The 20,222-nt window shown below is 68.7% G+C and carries 18 protein-coding genes; 9 read left to right on the top strand and 9 right to left on the bottom strand.

Annotated features, from left to right (window positions below):
• The first annotated feature begins 35 nt into the window (after window positions 1–35).
• On the top strand, window positions 36–1,307 hold the full coding sequence (purD, locus tag PU630_RS00570) for a phosphoribosylamine--glycine ligase (protein ID WP_275278412.1): 1,272 nt from the start codon (window positions 36–38) through the stop codon (window positions 1,305–1,307).
• A 3-nt stretch (window positions 1,308–1,310) separates the two neighbouring features.
• Here the strand turns inward: purD and PU630_RS00565 are convergent, their stop codons facing one another.
• Window positions 1,311–2,177: an LLM class F420-dependent oxidoreductase gene (locus PU630_RS00565; protein ID WP_275278411.1), complete on the bottom strand. Its 867-nt coding sequence runs from the start codon at window positions 2,175–2,177 to the stop codon at window positions 1,311–1,313.
• A 137-nt stretch (window positions 2,178–2,314) separates the two neighbouring features.
• Here PU630_RS00565 and PU630_RS00560 point away from each other — a divergent pair, with 137 nt between their 5' ends.
• Window positions 2,315–4,834, top strand: a complete 2,520-nt coding sequence (locus PU630_RS00560) for a glycosyltransferase (RefSeq protein WP_275278410.1) — start codon at window positions 2,315–2,317, stop codon at window positions 4,832–4,834.
• A 312-nt stretch (window positions 4,835–5,146) separates the two neighbouring features.
• Window positions 5,147–5,992 (top strand): siderophore-interacting protein, encoded by an 846-nt coding sequence (locus tag PU630_RS00555; RefSeq protein WP_275278409.1) that lies wholly within the window; start codon window positions 5,147–5,149, stop codon window positions 5,990–5,992.
• A 406-nt stretch (window positions 5,993–6,398) separates the two neighbouring features.
• On the opposite strand, the gene PU630_RS00550 is transcribed toward PU630_RS00555, so the two are convergent.
• The 3 genes from PU630_RS00550 to PU630_RS00540 form a co-directional block, all read right to left on the bottom strand.
• A complete protein-coding gene (locus PU630_RS00550; RefSeq protein ID WP_428981970.1) occupies window positions 6,399–7,715 on the bottom strand; it encodes an integrase core domain-containing protein in 1,317 nt (438 codons plus the stop codon).
• Between the two features lie 253 nt (window positions 7,716–7,968).
• Entirely contained in the window at window positions 7,969–9,408 is a 1,440-nt protein-coding gene (locus PU630_RS00545; protein ID WP_275280142.1) for a DHA2 family efflux MFS transporter permease subunit, read from the bottom strand.
• Window positions 9,409–9,491: 83 nt separating this feature from the next.
• Window positions 9,492–10,112 (bottom strand): PadR family transcriptional regulator, encoded by a 621-nt coding sequence (locus tag PU630_RS00540; protein WP_275278408.1) that lies wholly within the window; start codon window positions 10,110–10,112, stop codon window positions 9,492–9,494.
• A gap of 59 nt (window positions 10,113–10,171) precedes the next feature.
• On the opposite strand from PU630_RS00540, the gene PU630_RS00535 reads away from it, so the two are divergent.
• Entirely contained in the window at window positions 10,172–11,068 is an 897-nt protein-coding gene (locus PU630_RS00535; RefSeq protein ID WP_275278407.1) for a phosphoribosylaminoimidazolesuccinocarboxamide synthase, read from the top strand.
• 18 nt (window positions 11,069–11,086) lie between these two features.
• On the opposite strand, the gene PU630_RS00530 is transcribed toward PU630_RS00535, so the two are convergent.
• Window positions 11,087–12,682 carry an ABC transporter permease gene (locus tag PU630_RS00530; protein ID WP_275278406.1) on the bottom strand — a complete coding sequence of 532 codons (1,596 nt, stop codon included), beginning with the start codon at window positions 12,680–12,682 and terminating at the stop codon, window positions 11,087–11,089.
• The gene (locus PU630_RS00525; protein ID WP_275278405.1) at window positions 12,679–13,590 is read right to left on the bottom strand and encodes an ABC transporter ATP-binding protein; all 912 of its coding nucleotides are present in this window, start codon (window positions 13,588–13,590) and stop codon (window positions 12,679–12,681) included. The genes PU630_RS00530 and PU630_RS00525 overlap by 4 nt, the downstream gene beginning before the upstream one ends.
• 101 nt (window positions 13,591–13,691) lie before the next feature.
• Here PU630_RS00525 and PU630_RS00520 point away from each other — a divergent pair, with 101 nt between their 5' ends.
• From PU630_RS00520 to PU630_RS00510, 3 genes are all read left to right on the top strand, one after another.
• Entirely contained in the window at window positions 13,692–14,309 is a 618-nt protein-coding gene (locus PU630_RS00520) for a TetR/AcrR family transcriptional regulator (RefSeq protein WP_275278404.1), read from the top strand.
• A 196-nt stretch (window positions 14,310–14,505) separates the two neighbouring features.
• Window positions 14,506–16,326, top strand: a complete 1,821-nt coding sequence (locus PU630_RS00515) for a ribonucleoside triphosphate reductase (protein WP_275278403.1) — start codon at window positions 14,506–14,508, stop codon at window positions 16,324–16,326.
• The gene (locus PU630_RS00510) at window positions 16,323–17,078 is read left to right on the top strand and encodes an anaerobic ribonucleoside-triphosphate reductase activating protein (protein WP_275278402.1); all 756 of its coding nucleotides are present in this window, start codon (window positions 16,323–16,325) and stop codon (window positions 17,076–17,078) included. Before PU630_RS00515 ends, PU630_RS00510 begins: the two co-directional genes overlap by 4 nt.
• A 49-nt stretch (window positions 17,079–17,127) precedes the next feature.
• Here PU630_RS00510 and PU630_RS00505 read toward each other — a convergent pair whose 3' ends face one another.
• The gene (locus PU630_RS00505; RefSeq protein ID WP_275278401.1) at window positions 17,128–17,367 is read right to left on the bottom strand and encodes a DUF2249 domain-containing protein; all 240 of its coding nucleotides are present in this window, start codon (window positions 17,365–17,367) and stop codon (window positions 17,128–17,130) included.
• Window positions 17,368–17,568: 201 nt separating this feature from the next.
• On the opposite strand from PU630_RS00505, the gene PU630_RS00500 reads away from it, so the two are divergent.
• Window positions 17,569–18,924, top strand: a complete 1,356-nt coding sequence (locus PU630_RS00500) for a uracil-xanthine permease family protein (RefSeq protein WP_275278400.1) — start codon at window positions 17,569–17,571, stop codon at window positions 18,922–18,924.
• A 242-nt stretch (window positions 18,925–19,166) separates the two neighbouring features.
• Here the strand turns inward: PU630_RS00500 and PU630_RS00495 are convergent, their stop codons facing one another.
• Together PU630_RS00495 and PU630_RS00490 are read right to left on the bottom strand one after the other, a co-directional pair.
• The gene (locus PU630_RS00495) at window positions 19,167–19,562 is read right to left on the bottom strand and encodes a DUF1801 domain-containing protein (RefSeq protein WP_275278399.1); all 396 of its coding nucleotides are present in this window, start codon (window positions 19,560–19,562) and stop codon (window positions 19,167–19,169) included.
• Window positions 19,563–19,585: 23 nt separating this feature from the next.
• Window positions 19,586–19,774: a hypothetical protein gene (locus tag PU630_RS00490; RefSeq protein WP_275278398.1), complete on the bottom strand. Its 189-nt coding sequence runs from the start codon at window positions 19,772–19,774 to the stop codon at window positions 19,586–19,588.
• Between PU630_RS00490 and PU630_RS00485 the strand changes: the two genes are divergently transcribed.
• Window positions 19,759–20,211 (top strand): DUF1801 domain-containing protein, encoded by a 453-nt coding sequence (locus PU630_RS00485; protein ID WP_275278397.1) that lies wholly within the window; start codon window positions 19,759–19,761, stop codon window positions 20,209–20,211. The genes PU630_RS00490 and PU630_RS00485 overlap by 16 nt on opposite strands.
• Window positions 20,212–20,222: the final 11 nt, after the last annotated feature.

The raw sequence follows: 20,222 nt of genomic DNA, 5'->3' as shown, positions 1-20,222 counted from the left end.
AGTATCCGAACGGATCACGCCGTTAGGCTGGCAGCGTGAGAATCCTGGTCCTGGGTGCGGGCGCCCGTGAGCACGCCATCATCCTCGCTCTGCGCGAGGAGAGCACGCCGCACGAGATCTTCGCCGCGCCCGGCAACGCGGGCATCGCGCAGGACGCGGTCGTCGTCGCGCTCGACGCGAACGACCCGGGGGCCGTCACCACGTACGCGAACGACGAGCACATCGACCTCGTCGTCGTGGGCCCTGAGGCTCCCCTGGTCGCGGGAGTCGCCGACGCACTGCGCGAGCGCGGCATCCCGGTGTTCGGCCCCGGCAAGGCGGCCGCGCAGCTCGAGGGCTCGAAGGCGTTCGCGAAGCGGGTGATGGATGCCGCAGGTGTGCCCACCGGCCGCGCCGTGCATGTGCGCACCCCGAGCGACGTCGCCGCCGCCCTCGACGACTTCGGCGCCCCCTACGTGGTCAAAGCCGATGGCCTGGCCGCCGGCAAGGGCGTCATCGTCACCGAAGACCGCGATGCCGCGCTCGCGCATGCCGAGCAGTACCTTGCCGACGCCCCCGTGCTCATCGAGGAACACCTCGCCGGACCCGAAGTGTCGCTCTTCTTCCTCTGCGACGGCGACCATGTGCTGCCGCTGAGCCCCGCGCAGGACTACAAGCGTCTGCTCGACGGTGATGAAGGCCCGAACACCGGCGGCATGGGCGCCTACTCGCCCCTCCCCTGGCTGCTGGAGCGCTTCGGCGGAGAGGACGCGTTCGTCGACCACGTCACCGAGACGATCGCCGAGCCGGTCATCCGCCACCTCGACGCCGAAGGCACGCCGTTCATCGGCCTGCTCTACGCCGGACTCATCCTCACCGAGCAAGGTGTGAAGGTCATCGAGTTCAACGCACGGTTCGGCGACCCCGAGACCCAGGTCGTGCTGCCGCGGCTCGTCGATCCCTTGTCCGAGCTGCTGCTGGCCGCGGCATCCGGCCACCTCGAAGACCACCCCAAGCCGGCCTTCGCCGAGGCGACCGCCGTCACGGTGGTACTCGCCAGCGAGGGGTACCCGGCGAAGCCGATCACCGGGCGGGTGCTTTCGGGGCTGGATGCCGCAGCCGCCGTCGACGGCGTGCACGTCGCGCACGCCGCGACCGGACGCACCGACGCCGGCCTGGTCGCCACCGGCGGCCGCGTGCTCAACGTCGTGGCCCTGGGCACGACGTTCGCCGAGTCGACCGAGCGCGTCTACGAGGCCATCGCGAAGATCGGCCTGGAGGGCGGCCAGTACCGCACCGACATCGCCGCACGCGTCATCGAGGACTGAGGCCTACAGCTCCTTCAGTCGCGGCACCACGCCCTCGACCAGCGCGTCGACCGCGGCCTGCTGCGCGTTCGGGCGCACGCCGAACACGACCAGGTCGACGCCGAGGTCCGCGAAGCGCTGCATCGTCGGCCAGAACGCGGCGTCGTCGGAGTTCAGCCTGCTCCCCATGATCTGCTTCTCGATCGCGTCGTAGTCGGTGCCGACGGCGTCACAGTGCCCGCGCAGCACGTCGAGCAGATGCGCGACCTCGTCGGGGTCGGCCGAGGTGAGATTCACTATCTGCGCGTACTGTGCGGCGAGGCGCAGGGTCTTGCGCTCGCCCTTGCCGCCGATCATGATCGGCGGATGCGGCGCCGAGACCGCCGCAGGCGAGTTCAGTGTCTCGGCCGGCGAGTAGTGGCGGCCCTCGTAGGGTCCGTTGTCGTCGCCGAACATCTGCAGTGCGATCTGCACCGCTTCTTCAAGCCGTTCGAAGCGCTCGGCCAGCGCCGGATACGGCACCCCCAGCGCATGGTGCTCGCGCTCGTACCAGGCCGCGCCGATGCCGAGTGCCGCCCGGCCGGCGCTGAGCACATCGAGCGTCGTCACGGTCTTGGCCAGGAGCGCGGGATGCCGGTACGTCACGCCCGCCACCAGCGGCGCAAGCCGCATCCGGCTCGTCTGCGCGGCCACGAACGCGAGCGTCGAGAACGCCTCGAGCATGGGTTCTGCCGGATCTCCCGCCTGTTCCATCTGGAACCAATGGTCCATCACCGTGAACTGATCGACGCCGCCCTCCTCGGCTGTACGGGCGACCTCGGCGATCGTCGTGGGGATGGATGCCGCAGCCTGCGGCATCGTGTAATTCCAGAAGTGGAGTCCCGCGTGCATGAGGTCAGGGTATGCCCGCCGCCCCGCACGCGCACCTGGTCTCTCGCCATCGCCGCGCCGCGGCATCCATCCCTCACATCACAACCAGGTAACACCCCAAGGCGGTTCACAAGGAGGGCGGTCTACGCTCGGTTGTCGTGAGACCGCGCCTGCCGAAACGACTGAACCGCTACGTCTCGCGTGCCGAGAAGGCCGCGCAGGCCGAGCGCATCGCCTACGCGCGGTCGAAGCCGGTGCAGGCCGACACCGTGCTCTACGAGTCGTTCGCCGGCAACGGCATGCTGTGCAATCCGGAGGCGATCTTCCGCCACCTGCTGGGCCGCCCCGACTTCGACCACCTCTGGCATGTGTGGGCACTGGACGATGAGGCGGCCATCGCCCGATTCGAGGCCGAGTTCGCCGCGCACCCGCGGGTGTCGTTCGTGCGGCGCAGTTCGTTCGACTACTGGCGCGTGCTCTCGACCGCCGGCTACCTCATCAACAACGCGACGTTCCCGCCGGCCTTCGGCAAGCGTCCCGGCCAGGTGTACCTGAACACCTGGCACGGCACACCGCTCAAGCTCATGGGCTTCGACATGCCGAACGGCGCCGTCGAGTCGGCCAACACGCTGCGCAACCTGCTCTCGGCTGACTTCGTGCTGGCAGCGAACCCGTTCATGGCCGAGACGATGTACGAGAACGCCTACCGGCTGCGCAACGTGTACCAGGGTCAGATCATCGAAGAGGGCTACCCCCGCATCGACCGCCAACGGCTCACCCCTGCGCAGGAGGCCGACGTGCGCAGCGAGCTCGCGCAGCACGGCATCGCGCTGAACGGACGCAAGATCGTGCTGTTCGCTCCGACCTGGCGCGGCACCTCGTTCAGCCACCCCGACGACGACCTCGACGCGCTGGCCGTACAGGTCAGCGCGCTGCAGTCACGGGTCGGCGAAGACCATGTGGTGCTGCTGAAGACGCACCAGGTCGTGCATGTGGCGGCTTCCGGCCGGCCCGAGCTGCGCAGCATCCTTCTTCCCAACGCGATCCCGACCAATGTGCTGCTGGGCGCAGCATCGGCGCTCGTCACCGACTACTCATCGATCTTCTTCGACTACCTGGCGACCGGCCGACCCATCGTGTTCTTCACGCCCGACGCCGACGACTACTCCGCCGACCGCGGCACCTACCTGCCCCTCGACGAACTGCCGGGACCATCGACCAGCGACCCGTTCGAAGCCGGCAGCCTGGTCGCCGAGCTGCTCGAGGGCCGCCAGCACGAGCGCTATGCGCCGTGGGCCGAGCGCTTCACCCCCTGGGAGGACGGCGACGCCACCCGGCGCGTGGTCGACATCGTGTTCCGCGGTCGCACGACCGGGCGGCGCGTGCGACCGGCGGTCAATGACGGGCGCATCCGCCTTCTCTTCTACCTGGGCGGCATGCATTCGAACGGCATCACCAGTTCGATCCTCAACCTGCTCGCGGCCATCGACCACGACAAGTACGACGTCACCGCGCTCATGGCCAAGTTCCGCGCATCCGACACGCTGGCGAACCAGGCGCTCATCCATCCGGCGGTGCGCCAGGTGATGCGCATCGGGGGCATGAACGGCTCGAAGGCCCTGCAGCTGCGCCGCCACACCCGCGACCGTCGCGGCTTGCCCCCCGCCCCCCGCGACGAGCGCTGGCACGCCCAGCTGTGGGACGCCGAATGGGCCCGCGTCTTCGGATCGGCGACGTTCGACTGGGTCGCCGACTTCAGCGGCTACAGCCCCATCTGGACGAACCTGCTGCTGCACTCGCCGTACGCGCCGCGCGCGATCTGGCTGCACAACGAGATGGCGTCCGACCAACAGCGCACGGTCGGCGGCCGTCAGCCGCTGCGCCACAAGCTGCAGCTCGTCTTCAGCCAGTACGGCGCCTTCGACCACCTCGTGTCGGTCTCGCCGCGGCTGACCGAGCTCAACCGCGGCGCGCTGGCCGAGTACGCCGCCGCCGACCGCTTCACGACCGTGCGCAATCTGCCCGACGTCGAGCGCGTGGTCACCGGAATGGCCGAGCCGCTCGAAGAACTGCTGGCCGAGAACGAGGCCGAACCCGAGTGGATGACCGAACTGCGGCATCCCGATCATGAGACCCGCTGGTTCGTGTCGGTGGGGCGTCTGTCGACGGAGAAGAACCACGCACGCCTCATCCGCGCGTTCGCCGAGGTGCACGCGCTGCACCCCGAGGCGCGGCTGGTCATCGTCGGCGGCGGACCACTGGCCGGCGACCTCGAAAGTCAGATCCGGGATGCCGGGCTCGAGCATGCCGCGTTCCTCGCGGGGTTGCGGCGCAACCCGTTCGCGATCATGGCGGCGGCCGACTGCTTCGTGCTCTCCAGCCGCTACGAGGGCCAGCCGATGGTGCTGCTCGAGGCGGCGCTGTGCCGCCTGCCGATCGTCTCGACGGCGTTCGGGTCGGTGCGCGATGCGTTGCCGGGCGACACCATCCATGTCGTGGAACAGACCGACGCCGCGCTGCGCGACGGTATGCTCGCGTACCTCGACGGCGAGGTCGAGACCAGTACGCTCGACGCGCCGACCTACACCGCCGAGGTGCGCGCTGAGCTCGATGCACTCATCGCCTCGGGCCGCTCTGCACCGATGACCGCGCCGGTGCGCACGGTTCGCGCTCGCTGAAGCGGGGCGGGGCGGCGAGCCCGGGCGGGCCGGGAGCCCGGGCGGGGCTGCGAGCCCGGGCGGGCGGGGGCCTGGGGTGGGGCTGCGAGCCCGGGCGGGGCGGCGTTGAGCGCGCGGGCCAGGGTTGATCCGCTTCCCTCCCCTCGCGAGATCACGTCTCTGCACGCCAAAAGGCGGTCCGGGCGTGCACAAGCGTGCGCTCGCGTAGGGCCGGCGCGGGGCCGGCAGCGCAGGAACCATGATTGGCTTGACGGGTTGCACGTCGTGCGCGCCCGCCGCGCACCCGACGCACTGCACGCCGAGGAGGATTCGATGACGGATGCCGCAACCACCACGCCCCCCGAGCAGGGGCTGTTCTTCCGCGCCGGGGGACGCAACCGCTTCACCGCCCGCGAGGCGACCGTCGTCGCCGTCTCGCGTCCGACCGACGAGTACGTGCGCGTGACACTCACCGGCCCCGACTTCGGCGACTTCCCCGATGCCGGTCCCAGCGACCACGTGCGGACGTTCTTCCCCGACCCGACGACGGGCGAGCTCGTCGCGCCGGTGGCCGCCGAGGGCGGCGACGGCATCGTGCGCCCCGACCGCGCCTCGTTCGGCCGCGACTTCACGCCGCTGAACGTGCGCGACGAAGACGGACGCCGCGTGGTCGACCTCGACATCCTGCGACATGACAGCCCCGGCCCCGCGGCGCAGTTCGGCGCGAAGGCCCAGGTGGGCGACACGCTCGTGCTCGTGGGCCCCCGCGGCTCGCGCCAGGCGACGCAGAACGCGCCACGCGTCGTGCTGATCGTCGACGGAACCTCGCTGCCCTCCGCGGGTCGCTGGGTCGCCGACGTCCCGGCGACGACCGCGGTCGAGGTCATCACCTCGACGTCACTGGACGCCGCCCGCGCCTACCTCTCCGGCTTCTCAAACCGACCGGTCGGTTTGCACGCCGCGGGAGACGACCTCGTGGCAGCGCTCACCACGGTGGGTGTGGATGCCGAAACCTACGTGTTCGCCGCGGGCGAGGCATCCGCCCTCGTCCCTCTGCGCCGCCATCTGCGCCACACACTCGAGCTGCCGCGCGAGCAGTTCTCGGTCAGTGGTTACTGGCGCCACGGCGTCGAGGCCTGGGACCATCACGCTCCCATCGACCCTTCCGACCCCGACTGAGCGAGACCGTCGGCGCGGTATGTCTCGGGCGGCGGCACCGCGGCACGCAGCGGGTCGGCGCCCGTCGTTCAGCAGTCCGCTTCTGCAGCCAAGACTCCTACGGGCCCGCAGAAGGCGACTGCTGAACAGGGCGGGCGCGGCCGCGCGGCCGCAAGTCGAGACCGGGGAGCGGGCATCAGACCGCCCTCGGCGTCCTGGGCGTCCTGGGCGGGACGTCCTCTCCTGCCACATCGAGTGTCACCGATGTCCTGAGATACACACCTCACCGCGTGAGCTCAGTCGTCACGGATTACCGTTCTCCCCACAAAAAACGGTCATCTGTGGCGACTGAAGAAGGCGCGCAGATTGTGATGTCTCAGGACATCGGTGACGGTTCTGTATCAGGAGATCGGTGACGCTTCATGTATCAGGACATCGGTGACGGTTCGTGTTGTGTGGGTTGGGTGAGGGGACGTCCGCGGCGGGCGCCGCTGCTCACGTAGCGGGTGCCGTGGGGTGGCCAGGGGTGCTCGGCGATGACTTCGCCGTGGCGGTCGGCGAAGACGACGCCGAGCGGGTCCCAGATGGCGTGGATCCTCTGTCCTGCCCTGCGGCTGCTGATGTTGAACAGGATCATCCGCACGCGCACGGCGCCGTTGGCGGGGACGATCACGTTGCTGTGACCGTGCTCCCCCGTCCGGATGACGCCGGCCCTGGGACGGTGTGGTGGGTGCCCGGCTAGGCCGTCAGGCTTGGCGCGGGCGACGGGCACGACCGGTTCGACGGGCGCGGGCTTGGGTCGGGGTGGCTCGGCGAGAGGGGTGGCATCCCATGCGTGCTGCGGGGTCACCCGTCCCGGCAGTCCTTGATGGGGGCGTTCGGTGTTGTAGATCACGTCGAACCGGTCGACCTGCTCCTGGAGCTGTTGAATCGACTCGACGATGGGCTGCTTGTCCAGCCAGCGGAACAGGGTCTGATGGAACCGTTCGTTCTTGCCTTGCGTGGTCGGCTTGTACGGCTTCCCGGTGATCGCTTCCACCCCGAGGGACGTGGCGAAGCTCACCAGCTGACCTTCCCAACCGCGTCGGGTCGGGTTCAGCGCTACCCCGTTGTCGGTGAGGAGCCGCTGCGGCACCCCGCGAGCGGCCACGCCCTTCTTGAACACGGCCAACGCGCCCTCGCTGGTCTCTCCGGGGGCGACGTGGGACGCGACCGCGACCCGGGAATGGTCGTCCTGAAGCTGGAAGATCACGCACGTACGGCCACCGGTGAGCACGTACTCGGTCGCATCCAGCTGCCAGCACGCGTTCGGTGCCGGATAAACAAACCGGCGGTACGCAGAACGGGGCTTCTTCTTCGGCTCGTGCCGGGCAGCACCCTTCTCCCGGAAGATCCGCGCCAGCGACGCCGTGGACGGTGCGTGCATGCCCAGCGCGGTCATCTTGTCGTGCACGCTGATCGGACCATGGTCCAGCCCCGATGCCTCCAGCGCGGCACGCACGCCCAGCGCCTGCTGCTTCACGTCCTCCCCAAACGCGGTCGGGGAGGACCGCGGCCGCCGCGACCGCGGCTCCAGCGCCGCGGCTTGTCCCTCCGCCCGGGCACGGGCACGGATCGCGTAGAACGTCTTCCGGGAAAGACCGTGCTCAGCACAGAACGAGGTCACCGACCCACGCGGGGCGTCCACTGGCCACTGGGCGATCGCGAGACGGACACGGGCATCGACAGGCTGATTGCTACTCACCCACCAATTCCAGGAGAAGTGTCACCACCAAACCCCCCGAAATGTCACCGATGTCCTGATACAGAACTGTCACCAATGTCCTGCGACATAACAGAAGGCGCGCAGATTTGGGTCGTCACGGATTACCGTTCTCCCCACAAAAAACGGTCATCTGTGACGACTGAAAACCGCGTCGACGCGCCCCGCCCATGCGAAAAGTGGATGCCGCGACCCAGAACCTCGAGCCACGGCATCCACTGCCCGCATCACGTGCCTAGTGGTGCTCCCACTCCGCGGCCTTGGATGCGCGGGCATCCTTCATGAAGAGCACGACGATCACGCCCGCCGCGACCACGATCGCCGGCATCAACATGGTCTGCGCCATCGCGTCGGCGAACGGGCCGGCGATGGCGTCGGGCAGCTGTCCGCCCGAGCCGAAGCCTCCGGTCGCATCCGACGCACCCGGCAGGTTGGCCTCGAGCCGTCCCTGCATGAACGCTGCAATCGCCGATGAGCCCAGCACCGAACCCATGGTGCGCGTCGTGTTGTAGATGCCCGAACCGGCGCCGGCCTGACGCGGCGGCAGATTGCGCGTCGCGGTCGTGGCCAGCGGCCCCCACACTCCCGCGCTGCCGATGCCCATCATGGCCGAGGGAAGCAGGAACATCCAGATCGGGGTGTCCATGTTCGTCAGCGCGACGTACCAGAACAGCGATCCGGCGAACAGCGCGAGACCCGGCACCAGCAGGAACCGCGAGTCGGTGCGGTCGAGCAGCTTGCCCGCGAACGGTGCGAGCACACCCGCGAGCACCGCCATCGGAATCTGCAGCAGCGCCGCCTCGGTCGGCGTCAGCCCGCGCGCGAGCTGAATGAAGAACATCATCGGCAGCGTCATGCTCGTCACGGTGAATCCGACGATCGCAATGCCGAGGTTCGAGACCGAGAAGTTGCGGTCGAGGAACAGCTTCAGCGGCACGAGCGCCTCACTGCGGGTCTTGGCCTGCTGCCAGATGAACACGCCCAGCAGCACCACACCCAGTGCGATCAGCTGCCACACGGTGATGGGCCCCCAGATCGCGCCCCAGTCGTACTTCTCGCCCTCCTGCAGGCCGAACACGATGAAGAACAGTGCGGCCGCCGACAAGAACACGCCGACCATGTCGAACTTGTGGTCGTGGGTGGGGAGCTTCGGCACGAGGATCCACGCCAGGACGAACGCCACGACGCCGACCGGCAGGTTGACGAAGAAGATCCACTCCCAGCCGAAGCCGTCGACCAGCAGGCCGCCGGCCAGCGGGCCGACGAGCATGGCGACGCCCGAGGTGGCGCCCCACAGACCCATGGCCGCACCGCGCTGGTTCGGCGGGAAGGTCCGCGTGATGACCGCCATCGTCTGTGGGGTCAGCATCGACGCGCCCACGCCCTGTATCGCGCGGAACACGATGAGTATCGTCAGACTCGACGACAGACCGCAGCCCAGCGAGGCGAGCGTGAAGATCGTCAGGCCGATCAGGTAGAGGTTCTTCGGGCCGAACCGGTCGCCGAGGCGGCCCGTGATCAGCAGCGGCACCGCATAGCCGAGCAGGTACGCGCTCGTGACCCACACGACGTTGTCGAGGTTGGCGGTGTCGGGGTCGAGCGCGGCCTTGATGGCGGGGTTCGCCACCGACACGATGGTCGTGTCGAGAAGGATCATGAAGAACCCGATGACCATGGCCCACAGGGCCGGCCACGGGCTGCGCGGCTGATGGCCGCGTGGAGTGGATGCCGCGGACTGCGCCGCGGAAGTCGTTTCGGTCACTGCTGAGCTGCCTTTCGCATGGCTTCGTGGACGGCGCGGTTCTCAGGAGTGAGAGCGCCGACACCCCAGGGGAAGTCCTCACTCGCCATTCGGGCGAGGAGGGAGTCGGTCCAATCCAGATCGGCGCGCAGCAGTGCAGCGTACCGATCGAGCTCGATGAGGTACTGCTCGGAGACGGGACGAGCCCGCGCGTTGTGCAACCCCGATGCCATGGCGGCGTATTCCGCGGCGAGCGCATCGCGATGCGCGGTGAGAAGCTCAATGGCCTCCGCGCGGTCGAGGTTGTGGGCCTCACTGAGCGCGACCCGGTATTTCTGCGTGTCGTCTCCGCGTCCCAGGTGCAGGCGCACCCAGTCTTCGAGCGCCACCGGCCCCGCCCCGGTCAGCGTGTAGGTCGTGCGCTCGGGCCGGTTGCCATCGCGATCGACGCCCACCTCGGCGATGAGCCCCTGCTGCTCGAGGCGCGACACCGTGTGGTAGAAGGTGCCGTTCGTGATCTTGACCATGCGGTCTTCACGTCGCTGGCGCAGCAGACGCATCATCTCGTACGGGTGCATGTCGCCCTCGCGCAGCAGCGCGAGCACGAGCACGCCGAGGGGCGTGAGCACAGCATCCATCATCACTCCATGTCGATTAGTCCACATGGACTATACACCCCTCGTGGGAAGATGAACACGTGAGCACCCCCCAAGAACTTCCCGGTTGGACGCACACCTACTCCGGAAAGGTGCGCGACCTGTACGTGCCCGAAAGCACCGCCGAGGGTGCCAAGCCGGAGAAGCTGCTGGTCGTCGCGAGCGACCGGGTGAGCTCGTTCGACTTCATGCTCGAGCCGCCGATCCCCGGCAAGGGCGAGCTGCTCACCACGCTCAGCCTCTGGTGGTTCAACCGGCTCGCAGGCGGTGACGGTGGCGCACCGATCCCGAACCATCTCATCGCGGACGCCGAGGCCCCGGCCGAGGTCGCGGGTCGTGCAATGGTCGTGCGGGCGCTCGACATGCTGCCCATCGAGTGCGTAGTACGCGGATATCTCACCGGGTCGGGCTGGAGCGAATACCAGGCAAGCCAGACCGTGTGCGGCATCCATCTTCCCGACGGATTGCAGAACGGCGACCGGCTGCCCGCCCCCATCTTCACCCCCGCGTACAAGGCGCCGCAGGGTGAGCACGACGAGAACATCTCCTTCGAGCGCGCCGTCGAGCTCGTCGGCACCGAGCATGCCGAAAGCGCGCGCACGCTCTCGCTCGACATCTACAACCGCGCGGCGGCCACCGCCGAGGAGCGCGGGTTGATCCTCGCGGACACCAAGTTCGAGTTCGGGGTGGATGCCGCAGGCACGATGACCCTCGCCGACGAGGTGCTCACCGCGGATTCGTCCCGGTACTGGGATGCCGAGGCCTGGCGCACCGGCACGACTCCGGCCGAGCGCATGGCGAGCTTCGACAAGCAGATAGTGCGCGACTGGCTTTCGGCGCACTGGGACAAGACCGGCGAGCCGCCGGTACTGCCCGACGAGATCGTCGAGCGCACCGCCGCGCGCTACCACGAGCTGATCGAGCGCCTGACGGCGTGACGATGTCAGGTCGCCGCGTCAGCTCACCGCGAGGTCGCGGCGTCGGAACCCGGCGAACCCGACCACGAGGAACAGCAGCGTCACCAGACTGGTCCAGACGAGTCCCATCCCGTCCATCGACTCATCGGTGACGTTCGGCACGTGCCAGAACGGGCTGATGGCGAGGATCCCGTCCCACAGCTTGAATGTCGGGCCCAGCAGCGTGAGCGCAAACGACGCCAGGACTCCGAGCCAGGCCGCCAGCAGCACCTGTGGCCGCGCACCGATCACGAACACCGAGAACGCCACGACCGTCCACACGGCGGGTATCGTGGCCGCGGCCTGCAGCACGACGTCACCGAAGTCCACGCCGATGTCGGCGGTGCTCGCGAGCGTCGCTATAAGGAGGCCCGCGAGCAGCAAAGACACGGCTGGCGCGAGAAGGGCGATCACGACGTTGCCGCCGTAGTACCGCGCGCGTGGAACGCTACCGGCCAGCAGGGGCTCGACGCGGTCGGCGAGCTCTTCGGCACGCACCTTGAGCATGATCTGGATACCCGGGATCGCCGCGAGGATGCCCACGAGCGAGAGCACGGTGACCACGAACGCCGAGATGAGCTCGCCCGGCGACGTCGCGCCGGCGGCCAGCACGTGCTGCACGGCCGGGTTGTCTTCGAGGATCCCCTTGATCGAGGTCGTGAAGTACCCGAACACGAAGCCCAGGCCCACGAACGCCAGAGCCCAGGTGATCAGCGGCGCGCGGTTCACGCGGAGCGCGAGCCGCAGCGTCGACCGCTCGCGACCGCGCGCAGGACCGGGGCGCGGGGCGACAGCGCCCCCGCCGAAGTCGCGCCGCGCCTGCAGCGCGAACGCGACGGCCAGCAGCACGGCGGTGAGCACCACCGCGAGCAGCAGCGGCCACCAGTCGTTCTCGACCGCGGGCTTGGTCTGCGTCATCCACCCCAGCGGGTTGATCCAGATGGTCCAGTCCACAGCATCCATCGCATATGCGACGCCGCGCAGCACGAACAGCGCCCCGAGCGTACCGACCGCGAGCGAGTTGGCGGTGCGGACGTCCGACCCCAACTGCGCGGTGATCGCGGCGACGCCCGTGAACATCCACCCGGTCGCGGCCATGGTCGCGCCCAGCAGCATCGAGGCGTTCCATCCGCCGCCGCACGACGCCGTCACGACGCCGACGACGACACCGAGCACGACCGAGAGAGCGAGGCACATCCACACCCCAGCCATGAGCCGGGCCGCGCGCCCCATCACACCGGAGGCCAGCAGCTCGGCCTGCCCCGAGTCCTCCTGCGCGCGCGTGGCGCGCGTGACCAAGAAGACCACCCCGAGCGCCGTGAGAAAGCCGCCGAGCGCCAGCGACCGCCACGCATTGAACCCGTCGGTGGTCGACAGGTCGAACGCCGGACCGAAGATCAGTCCCAAAGCGGGATTGGCGCCGATCGCAGTGGCAAGGGCCGTGCGGTCCTGTTCGGACGGGAAGATCCACGGATACACCAGCACCGATGACACCGACAGGGCGGTCGTGATGAGGATCCACGGCGCGAACAGCCGCCCGTCGTGCCGCAACGAGGCGCGCAGCAGTGGCGGCGTACCGGCGATGGCGGTGCTCATCGCGCGGCCTCGTCGGCACCCGCGGCGTCAGGCTCATACAGCCGCAGGAACAGCGACTCGAGCGAGGGCGGCTCGACGGTGAGCGCCGTGATCTCGTATCGCGCGAGCGCGCTCATCGCCTCGCCGATGCGCGACGACTCGACCGTGGCCGACAGCTTGTCGCCGTCGACGTGCACATCGTGCAGGCTCGCGAGCACCTCGGAAGGGAGTGGATGCCGCAACCCGGCGTGGATCGTCGTACGCGTGTGCCCGCGCAGGTCGGCCAAGGTGCCGGTCTCGACGATGCGCCCGTCGCGGATGATCGAGAGCCGGTCGGCGAGCGACTCGACCTCGGCGAGGATGTGGCTCGACAGCAGCACGCTCGCGCCGCGCGCCTTCGCCTCGCCGATGACCTCCTGGAACACGTTCTCCATGAGCGGGTCGAGCCCGCTCGTCGGCTCGTCGAGGATCAAGAGTTCGACGTCGGAGGCCAGTGCGGCCACGATCGCCACCTTCTGCCGATTGCCCTTCGAGTATTGCCGCCCCCGCTTGGTCGGGTCGAGCTCGAACCGCTCGATGAGGTCCTTGCGCCGGGCCTCGTCGAGTCCGCCGCGCAGCGAACCGAGAAGGTCGATGGCCTCACCGCCGGTCATGCCCGGCCACAGCGATACGTCGCCCGGCACATACGCCAGCCGGCGGTGCAGCGCGACCACGTCCTTCCACGGGTCGCCGCCGAGCACACGGGCCGTTCCTCCGTCGGCACGCAGCAGCCCGAGCAGCACGCGGATGGTCGTCGACTTGCCCGCCCCGTTCGGGCCGAGAAAGCCGTGGACCTCGCCCTTGGCCACGTTCAGGTCGAGTCCGCGCAGCGCGGGGAAGCGCCCGAACGACTTCGTGAGGCCAGAGACCTCGATCACCGCGTCGGCCATGGCGGCCCCTCCTCCTGCCGCGCGTGAAGCGGCTCGCGGTCAGCATATCGAGAACTCCCCGACCGAGGAAATCCCCCATCGTGGAGTTATAGACTGAGCGCATGGCCAGCGAGCAGCATCCCCCCGCTCGTCGTCGACCTTCGGGGCGCCGGACCGGCGACAGCGGCACCCGCGATGCGATCCTCGACGCGGCGCGCGATCTGTTTGCCGCGAAGGGGTATGACGGGGCGTCCATCCGGGCCATCGCCGCGCGAGCCGGCGTCGATCCGGCCCTCGTGCGGCACTTCTTCACCGACAAAGAGCGGTTGTTCGCGACGACGATGGCCGATCGCACGGCCATCCCGCAGCGTCTGGCCGCAGCGTTCTCAGGTTCGCCCGACGGTCGCGGCCGACGCCTGACCACGGCCTACTTCGAGATCTGGGAAGACCCCGAGATCCGCCCGGTTCTACTCGGACTCGTCCGCTCGGCGATGACGAGTGGTCACGGCGTGATGATGCTCATCGAGGCGCTCACCGCGCGCGCCCGCGAAGACGCCCCGGTCCCCCACATCGCCGACAGCCCAGCCGCACGTGGGTTCGCGCTGGCGGCATCCCACCTGTTCGGAACATCGGTCGCGCGGCATGTGCTGCAGGTGCCGATGCTGGCCGACCTGCCGCTCGACGAACTCGTCGACCTGGTGGCGCCCGCGGTCGAGCGCTACCTCGCCGAGAGCGCCTGACACCTACACCCATCCGCGCGAATCCGCGGGAGCCGCAGGCGTGTCTGCACAACTCGGCAATTGCACCGGAGTTCGTCGCGGCCCTTCTTGTCGACCACGACATATAGTGTCGGCATCCAGAATCACTCCCACATATAGTGGTCATCGCGTTCCGGTGGTCGAAAGGACGCAATGTCACACAACACGGGGAGCAACCATGCACGCACCGGACACCGTCACCGTCTCATCGACCGTCGAGGAGTACCTCGACCGCTCCGACTGGCGGGTGAACGCCAACGCCAACCAGGGGTACTCACTGGGCGGCCTCATCCTGAACGCCTCGGGCAAGCTGATCGCCAACTACTGGCTCAACGAGGTGTACGCACCCGAGGCGGGGCAGGCGCATCGGGCGGGCGACATCCATATCCACGACCTCGACGTGTTCGCCGGCTACTGCGCGGGCTGGTCGCTGCGGATGCTGCTCGAAGAGGGCTTCAACGGCGCGCCCGGCAAGATCGCCTCGGCCCCGCCGAAGCATCTGACGAGCGCCCTCGGGCAGATGGTGAACTTCCTCGGCACCCTCCAGAACGAGTGGGCCGGCGCCCAAGCCTTCAGCTCGTTCGACACCTACCTCGCTCCGTTCGTGCGGCTCGACGCCCTCGGGTACGACGTCGTGCTGCAGACCATGCAGGAGTTCGTCTTCAACCTCAACATCCCCTCGCGCTGGGGCACGCAGACCCCGTTCACCAACCTCACGTTCGACTGGACCGTGCCCGACGATCTCGCCGAGCAGCATCCCCTCATCGGCGGCGCCGTGCAGCCGTTCACCTACGGCGAGCTCACCGACGAGATGGCCATGATCAACCGCGCCTTCATCGAGGTGATGAGCGGAGGGGATGCCGCGGGCCGGGCCTTCACCTTCCCGATCCCGACGTACAACATCACCCGCGACTTCGACTGGGACGGGCCCAACGTCGAGGCGCTGTTCGCGATGACGGCGAAGTACGGGCTGCCCTACTTCCAGAACTTCGTGAACTCCGACCTCGATCCGCACATGATCCGTTCGATGTGCTGCCGCCTGCAACTGGATGTCACCGAGCTGCTCAAGCGCGGCAACGGCCTCTTCGGCTCGGCCGAGCAGACCGGATCGCTGGGCGTGGTCACCGTCAATTGCGCCCGACTCGGCTTCGTGCACGCGGGAGACGAGGATGCCGTCATCCGTCGCCTGGACGAACTCCTCGAGATCGCGCGCAACAGCCTCGAGATCAAGCGCGCCGTGATCGACGGGCACATCGCCGGCGGCCTGTTCCCGTACACCAAGCGGTACCTCGGCGGCCTGCACAACCACTTCTCGACGATCGGCGTGAACGGCCTCAACGAGTACGTGCGCAATTTCACGGGCGACACCGATGACATCACGACCGACCGCGGGCGCGCGCTCGCGCTGCGACTGCTCGACCACGTGCGCGCGCGGATGGTCGACTTCCAGACCTCGACCGGCAACATGTACAACCTCGAGGCGAGCCCCGCCGAGGGCGCGACCTACCGCTTCGCGAAGGAAGACATCGCGCGCTTCCCGGGGATCATCCACGCCGGCACCGAGGACAACCCGTATTACACGAACAGCTCGCAGCTGCCCGTGGGGTGGACCGACGACCCGTTCGAGGCGCTCGAGCAGCAGGAGGAACTGCAGGCCAAGTACACCGGCGGCACTGTGCTGCACCTCTACATGGGCGAGGCGCTGGTCTCGGCGGTCGCCTGCAAGAATCTCGTGCGCCGCTCGCTCGAGCGCTTCCGCCTGCCGTACATCACCGTGACGCCGACGTTCTCTATCTGCCCCGCGCACGGGTACGTCTCGGGCCACCACGAGCAGTGCCCCACCTGCGGCGCCTCGTGCGAGGTGTGGACGCGGGTGATGGGCTACTTCCGCCCCATCTCGTCGTTCAACATCGGCAAGAAGGGCGAGGCCGCCGAGCGGCTCTACTTCTCGCAGGAGGTCGCAGCCCCCGAGGCCGCGCTGGCGGGAGCCCCGGCGTGAGCGAGAACGTCGGGGCGGGGCCGGCCGCGCCCGCGGCGCCGAACCGGTTGCGCGTGGCGGGCATGACGCGCATCTCGTCGGTGGACTGGCCCGAGCACCTCGTGGCCACCGTCTTCCTGCAGGGCTGCCCGTGGGACTGCTTCTACTGCCACAACCCGGCGCTCATCGACCCGCGCGCGCCCGGGCAGCTCGCGTGGAACGAGGTCATCTCGTTCTTGGGGCGGCGGGCCGGGATGCTGGACGGCATCGTGTTCTCGGGCGGCGAGCCGACCCTGCACGCGGCGCTCGACCAGGCCGTCGACGAGGTCCGCGCCCTCGGCTTCGGCGTGGGGCTGCATACCTCGGGTGCATACCCGAGGCGGCTTGAACGGCTGCTGCCCCGCCTCGACTGGGTGGGTCTTGACATCAAGGCCACCGACGCCGGCTACGACCACGTCGTGGGCCGCGGCGGCGGGGCCGTCCGGGCGTGGCACGCCCTCGAGCTGGTCTTGCACGAGCATGCGCGACGCGCCGGTTCGCGGCATCCCCTCGACTACGAAGTGCGCACCACGGTGCACTCCGACGCGATCGACGAGGCCGGGCTCTGCACGCTCGCCGACCGGCTGGCCGGCATCGGCGTGGGCACGTGGGCCTTGCAGCGGTTCCGCACGACCGGCACGAGAGACGGGATGCCGCGGGTCGACGGCCCCGGACGCCCGGTCGACCTGGGCGTCGTGGACGCCGACCGGTTCGAGCGGCTGATCATCCGCTGACGCAGACCGCCCCCGCCGCGCGCGACCACCCGCGCGGCGGGGGTCTTCGTCAGTTGGACTCGGGGCGACCGATCTCGACGCGCCAGGTCGTCGGCCCCTCTTCGAGGTACTCCCAGGTGAACTGGCCCTCGTGCTCGGCTGCGAACTGGTAGTACAGCGGCTTCGGGTCGTGGTCGTTGACGAGAATGTAGGACTGCCCGGGCTCGAGGGCGTTGTACTTCTCGAAGATGATCACGTGCCGCTGGGCCGGGATCAGTTCGCGGACATCAAGGATTTCGGACTCGCTCATGGAGCTCCCTTCTGGATACAGAATCGACGCTAGCGCCGTCCGGAGGGGGTCGGCTCCGTTCCCGCCGGATCAATGCCGGAGGTGGATGCCGACGGTCACCGCCGTCTTGCACGCCTGGTCCCCCTCGGGTCTGTGGTTCACAGTCCCCTCCCAGGTAAAGTTCTGGAGGCGGCATCCCCGCCCCTCACCCCTGGAGACCGCATGCCCCTCTGGACCCTGCACGGCAACGGCCGCAATGTCGAGCCCGGAAAGGTGGTGCACCCGAGCGAACGGCTGAGCTGGGGCGCCACGATCGCGATCGGCGCGCAGCACGTCGTCGCGATGTTCGGCGCGACGTTCCTCGTACCGATCCTCACCGGATTCCCCGTCTCGACGACCCTCCTTTTCTCCGGCCTGGGAACGCTGCTGTTCCTGGTCATCACCCGAAACAAGATGCCCAGCTACCTCGGCTCGTCGTTCGCGTTCATCGCGCCGATCACCGCGCTGAACGCCGGCAAGGCGCTCGAGACACCGTTGCAGATCACGCAGGCGCTGCTCGGCATCGTCGCCGCGGGCGTGCTGCTGGCGATCGTCGGCTTCATCGTGCAGAAGGCCGGCGTGCGCTGGATCGACAAGCTCATGCCGCCGGTGGTCGCGGGCTCGATCGTGGCGCTCATCGGCTTCAACCTGGCACCCGCCGCCTGGAACAACTTCCAACAGCAGCCGGAGCTTGCGACCGTGACGCTGGTGGCCGTCATCCTGTTCAGCGTGCTGTTCCGCGGATTCCTCGGGCGCATCTCGATCTTCCTCGGCGTGGTCGTCGGCTACATCGTGGCGGCGCTGACGAACCAGGTCTCGTTCGACGCCGTGGCCAAGGCCGCCTGGATCGGTCTGCCGCAGTTCCACCTCGCCGGCTTCGGCGACGGCCTCGCGTGGGCGGCCGTGCCGATGTTTCTGCCGGTCGTCCTGGTGCTCATCGCTGAAAACGTCGGGCACGTGCGCGGCGTCGCGACGATGACCGAGGACCCCTCGATCAACAAGCACACCGGCCGGGCGCTCATCGCCGACGGCGTCTCGACCACGCTCGCCGGCGCATTCGGCGGATCGGGCACCACGACATACGGCGAGAACATCGGCGTCATGGCCGCAACCCGCGTCTACTCGACGGCCGCGTACTGGGTCGCGGGCATCGTGGCAATCTTGCTGGCCTTCTCGCCCAAGATCGGTGCGCTGTTCAACACGATCCCCCCGGGAATGCTCGGCGGCGTGACAACCGCGCTGTACGGCCTGATCGGCGTCATCGGCATCAAGATCTGGGTCGACAACCGCGTCGACTTCTCGCGCCCCGTCAACCAGTACACGGTCGCGGTGTCATTCGTGATCGCGATCGCGGGCTTCGCGATGGGTTGGGGAAACTTCCAGCTCGGCGCCATCGTGATCGGCACCGTCGCGGCACTGCTCATCTACCACCTCGGCAACTTCATCGCCCGCGTACGCAAGACCGGTGCCGACGACGGCGGCCCGATCCCGGCCGTGGGCCAGCTCGGCGGCGACCCGCACGACGTCGAGGCGAAGTAGCGGGCGGCGCAGGGCGCTCCGCGGTGCCGGGGCGACAGCATCCGCTCAACAGTCGGTTTTGACCGTTCAGCGACCCGCGCGCTTCTCCCCTCATTGCCCTCCGCGAGCACACGCTCGTGCACGCGCATCCGGCGGAGAGGCGTGCACAAGCGTGTTCTCGCGATGGATGAGAACGGGATGCCGCGGCTCGGGCCGTCCGAAGACAGCGGCCGCGGCATCCACCTCCGTGTCTTTCGCCGGCCTCACCCCGCCCGGTTCTCCGCGACCGCCTCGAGCACGAGCCGGCGCAGCGCGCCCTCATCGACCTGTGCGCCCTCGAAGACGTCGATCGCACGGACGGTGCTGCCGTCTAGCCGCGCGTTGAAGAGGCCCGTCGGGTCGTCCAGCCGCGCGCCCCGGGGAAACGTCAGGCGCACCGCCTTCTTCAGCACGTCCGCCATGCAGACGTTCCCCCGACAGGTCCATGTGGCGACCCCCTCGGGCTTCGACGGTTTGCGCCACTTGATCTCCTCGACGATCTCAGGGTCGGCGCTGATGATGACGGCGCGGATCGTCGCGAGCGCCTCCGCCCGCCACCCGCCGGCCCCGGCGATGATCGCGTCGACTTCTTCTCGGGCAGATGTCTCGTGTGTGCTCATGGTCGCATCATCCCCTTCTCCGCTCACCGCCGTGCGGTCTCGCTTTCGTCGAGGATCTCACGCTCGATGACCGTGAGATCCGCCGTCAGCGAGAGCGTGTCGCCGGCGAGCGGGAACTCGGCCAGATCGCCCTGTCCCTCGAACTCGAGCAGGATTCGAGAAGCGCGCGGGATGCCGCATCCGTATCGTGAACGACATGAGCACAGAGTCATCCACCAAGTCCGGTTTCAGCGCGGAAGAGCGCTCAGCGATGCGGCAGCGTGCCGCCGAGATGAAGGCGCAGCAGCGCAAGGGCAAGTCGCCCGAAGAGAAGGCCGCGCTCGACCGGCAAGAGTTGGTCGACGCCATCGCGGGTATGGACGACAGCGACCGGGTCATCGCGCAGGGCATCGATGACATCGTGACCGAGGTCGCGCCGCAGCTCGGTTCGAAGACCTGGTACGGCTTCCCCGCCTACACGCGCGGAGGCAAGGTCGTGCTGTTCTTCAAGCCCGCTGCCAAGTTCAAGGATCGTTACGCCACCCTCGGGTTCGAGACCAACGCCCTGCTCGACGACGGACAGATGTGGCCGACGTCGTACGCGATCCTGTCGCTGACCGCCGACGACGAGAAGCGCATTGCCGAGCTCGTGCGCCGCGCGGCGGGCTGAGTTCGCGGCGC

It is taken from the genome of Microbacterium horticulturae (assembly GCF_029094505.1).
GTDB lineage: Bacteria > Actinomycetota > Actinomycetes > Actinomycetales > Microbacteriaceae > Microbacterium > Microbacterium horticulturae.
Note: the sequence above shows the minus strand (reverse complement) of the source record. Positions and strands in the feature narration are given on the sequence as shown.

What these genes read in the sequence shown, in the direction of transcription:
- PU630_RS00565 (WP_275278411.1), bottom strand. Translation starts at nt 2,177, where the DNA reads ATGCACGCGGGACTCCACTTCTGGAATTACACGATGCCGCAGGCTGCG.
- PU630_RS00555 (WP_275278409.1), top strand. Translation starts at nt 5,147, where the DNA reads ATGACGGATGCCGCAACCACCACGCCCCCCGAGCAGGGGCTGTTCTTC.
- PU630_RS00545 (WP_275280142.1), bottom strand. Translation starts at nt 9,408, where the DNA reads ATGGTCATCGGGTTCTTCATGATCCTTCTCGACACGACCATCGTGTCG.
- PU630_RS00540 (WP_275278408.1), bottom strand. Translation starts at nt 10,112, where the DNA reads ATGGATGCTGTGCTCACGCCCCTCGGCGTGCTCGTGCTCGCGCTGCTG.
- PU630_RS00530 (WP_275278406.1), bottom strand. Translation starts at nt 12,682, where the DNA reads ATGAGCACCGCCATCGCCGGTACGCCGCCACTGCTGCGCGCCTCGTTG.
- PU630_RS00525 (WP_275278405.1), bottom strand. Translation starts at nt 13,590, where the DNA reads ATGGCCGACGCGGTGATCGAGGTCTCTGGCCTCACGAAGTCGTTCGGG.
- PU630_RS00520 (WP_275278404.1), top strand. Translation starts at nt 13,692, where the DNA reads ATGGCCAGCGAGCAGCATCCCCCCGCTCGTCGTCGACCTTCGGGGCGC.
- PU630_RS00515 (WP_275278403.1), top strand. Translation starts at nt 14,506, where the DNA reads ATGCACGCACCGGACACCGTCACCGTCTCATCGACCGTCGAGGAGTAC.
- PU630_RS00505 (WP_275278401.1), bottom strand. Translation starts at nt 17,367, where the DNA reads ATGAGCGAGTCCGAAATCCTTGATGTCCGCGAACTGATCCCGGCCCAG.
- PU630_RS00500 (WP_275278400.1), top strand. Translation starts at nt 17,569, where the DNA reads ATGCCCCTCTGGACCCTGCACGGCAACGGCCGCAATGTCGAGCCCGGA.
- PU630_RS00495 (WP_275278399.1), bottom strand. Translation starts at nt 19,562, where the DNA reads ATGAGCACACACGAGACATCTGCCCGAGAAGAAGTCGACGCGATCATC.
- PU630_RS00485 (WP_275278397.1), top strand. Translation starts at nt 19,759, where the DNA reads ATGAGCACAGAGTCATCCACCAAGTCCGGTTTCAGCGCGGAAGAGCGC.
- PU630_RS00490 (WP_275278398.1), bottom strand. Translation starts at nt 19,774, where the DNA reads ATGACTCTGTGCTCATGTCGTTCACGATACGGATGCGGCATCCCGCGC.